Source organism: Microcoleus sp. Pol10D4, assembly GCF_036701555.1.
GTDB lineage: Bacteria > Cyanobacteriota > Cyanobacteriia > Cyanobacteriales > Microcoleaceae > Microcoleus.
Genome location: NZ_JAUBRA010000155.1, coordinates 1 through 2,595 on the forward strand (window position 1 = coordinate 1; position 2,595 = coordinate 2,595).

Annotated in this window: 1 protein-coding gene; it reads left to right on the forward strand. The window is 48.0% G+C overall.

Annotated features, from left to right (window positions below):
• Window positions 1-398: 398 nt before the first annotated feature.
• The gene (gene argZ, locus QUA36_RS31040; protein ID WP_333460142.1) at window positions 399-2,513 is read left to right on the forward strand and encodes a bifunctional arginine dihydrolase/ornithine cyclodeaminase; all 2,115 of its coding nucleotides are present in this window, start codon (window positions 399-401) and stop codon (window positions 2,511-2,513) included.
• The last annotated feature ends 82 nt before the right edge of the window (window positions 2,514-2,595 follow it).

A 2,595-nucleotide genomic window follows, 5' to 3' on the forward strand; every position in this document is an offset into this window, starting at 1 on the left:
TTCAGATTGCACTCACTTTTTTCACTTCTCTATTTTATTGCGATCGCATTCCTCTTTAAAAACTGTCCGGAGTATTGCACTAACCATCTATAATATAAGCCAGAGATGAGCCTAAACCCGCCCCGACAGTAAGAGTTGGAGCAATTCAACGGAGCTCATATTAATCGTCTCTCAGAGCCTATTTTAGAGTGCGTCATAACCTGACATTTTCTCCAGTATTTCCTGCGAACGGTCTGTCATTTAGTGTACTCTCATCTTAAACATGATACAATCAAGAGTTAGCCTTTTGAGGCCCCAGACGTTGCGCTGCTAAAATTAGTAGTGAATATTACAGTTGCTATTATACAAACTCTGTCAACATACGTCTGCTGTAGCGTCTACCACATTTTAACTGAATTATGACTGACTCAATTCGCTTCCTCATGTGCGCTCCCGACCACTACGATGTGGATTACGTGATTAATCCGTGGATGGAGGGAAATGTCCACAAATCATCGCGCGATCGCGCCGTCGAACAGTGGGAAAAACTTTACCACGTCCTCAAAGACAACGCCGTTGTAGACCTGGTACCGCCCGAAAAAGGCTGGCCGGATATGGTGTTCACCGCCAACGCAGGCTTACTTTTAGGCAATACCTTCGTCCTCAGCCGTTTCTATCACAAAGAACGCCAAGGCGAAGAACCCTATTTCAAAGCATGGTTTGAAAGCAAAGGTTTCACCGTACACGAACTCCCGAAAGACTTGCCGTTTGAGGGCGCTGGCGATGCTTTGCTCGATCGCGAAGGACGCTGGTTGTGGGCGGGATACGGCTTCCGTTCCGAACTCGACTCGCACCCATTACTAGCAAAATGGCTCAACATAGAAGTGCTTTCGCTGCGTTTAGTTGACGAACGTTTCTATCACCTAGACACCTGTTTTTGTCCTCTGACAGGCGGCTATTTGCTCTACTATCCAGCAGCATTTGACTCTTACTCCAACCGCTTAATTGAAATGCGAGTTGCGCCGGAAAAACGCATTGCCATTGAAGAAGCCGATGCCGCAAATTTTGCCTGCAATGCCGTCAATATTGACAAAGTTGTGGTAATGAATAAGGTTAGCGAAGCCTTGAAAACGCGCATTACTCAGGCCGGTTTTCAAGTAATTGAAACGCCGATGAGCGAATTTCTGAAAGCGGGCGGCGCCTGTAAGTGTTTGACGCTGCGGGTAACAGAACCGGTGCAAGAAGATCGATCGGCAAACGTGATGGTAGAAAGCCGCACAATTCGCATGGAAGGTCACTTGCTCGATGCAGGTTTAATCAGCCGCGCTTTGGACTTAATTGTCGATCTCGGTGGCAGTTTCCAAGTGCTCAATTTCAATCTGGGAGAGCAGCGGCAAAGTACATCATCTGCCGACGTTAAAGTTTCGGCTCCTTCCCACGATGTGATGGAAGAAATGATGGGAATGCTGATTGACTTGGGTGCAGTGCCGCCACCACAAGAGATTTGCGACGCTATTTTAGAACCGGTAGTGCAAGATGGCGTTGGCCCGGACGACTTTTATGTGAGTACAATTTATCCCACGGAAGTGCGGGTAAATAACCAGTGGGTGAAAGCGCAAAATCAGCGGATGGATGGTGCTGTTGCTATTACTGAAACTGCTGATGGCCCAGTGGCTAAATGTAAATTACTGCGCGACTTAAAAGTAGGAGAAAAAGTCGTTGTTGATGTAGTGGGTATCCGCACTATCCGCAAAACAGAATCGCGGGAACAGCGCAATTCTCAAGAATTCAGTTTTATGTCGGGCAGCGTTTCTAGCGAACGCCGCGTCGAATTGGTGGTGGAACAAGTAGCGTGGGAATTGCGCCAAATTCGCGATCGCGGTGGCAAAGTTGTAGTTACCGCAGGGCCTGTTGTGATCCACACTGGCGGTGGCGAACATTTAGCGCATTTGATTCGCGAAGGTTACGTACAAGCGTTGTTGGGTGGAAATGCGATCGCAGTTCACGACATGGAACAATCGAATATGGGAACCTCTTTAGGGGTTGACATGAAACGCGGTGTTGCTGTGCGCGGCGGACACCGCCATCACTTGAAAATAATTAACAGTGTGCGACGTTACGGGAGTATTGCAAAAGCTGTTGAAGCAGGCTTGGTTACTAACGGTGTGATGTACGAGTGCGTGAAGCACAATATACCGTTTTCTCTTGCCGGTTCGATCCGTGATGACGGGCCACTTCCTGACACACAAATGGATTTAGTTAAGGCTCAAGAAGAATATACTGAGCTGTTACGCGGTGCGGATATGGTGTTAATGCTGTCGTCTATGCTGCACTCAATTGGTGTGGGAAATATGACGCCGGCTGGTGTGAAGATGGTGTGTGTGGACATTAATCCGGCGGTGGTGACGAAATTGAGCGATCGGGGATCGATCGAGTCTATTGGAGTTGTCACTGATGTGGGATTGTTCCTAAGTTTGTTGGTGAATCAATTGGATAAATTGACCAGCCGCCATCATGTAACTCAATCTGTGTAGAGTCGGCGGTTTCAAGAGACTGTTGGCGAATGTCTGAGGGGTGAAACCCCTCAGACATCGCCGTCCTGAATAGGCAGAATGA

What these genes read in the sequence shown, in the direction of transcription:
- argZ (WP_333460142.1), top strand. Translation starts at nt 399, where the DNA reads ATGACTGACTCAATTCGCTTCCTCATGTGCGCTCCCGACCACTACGAT.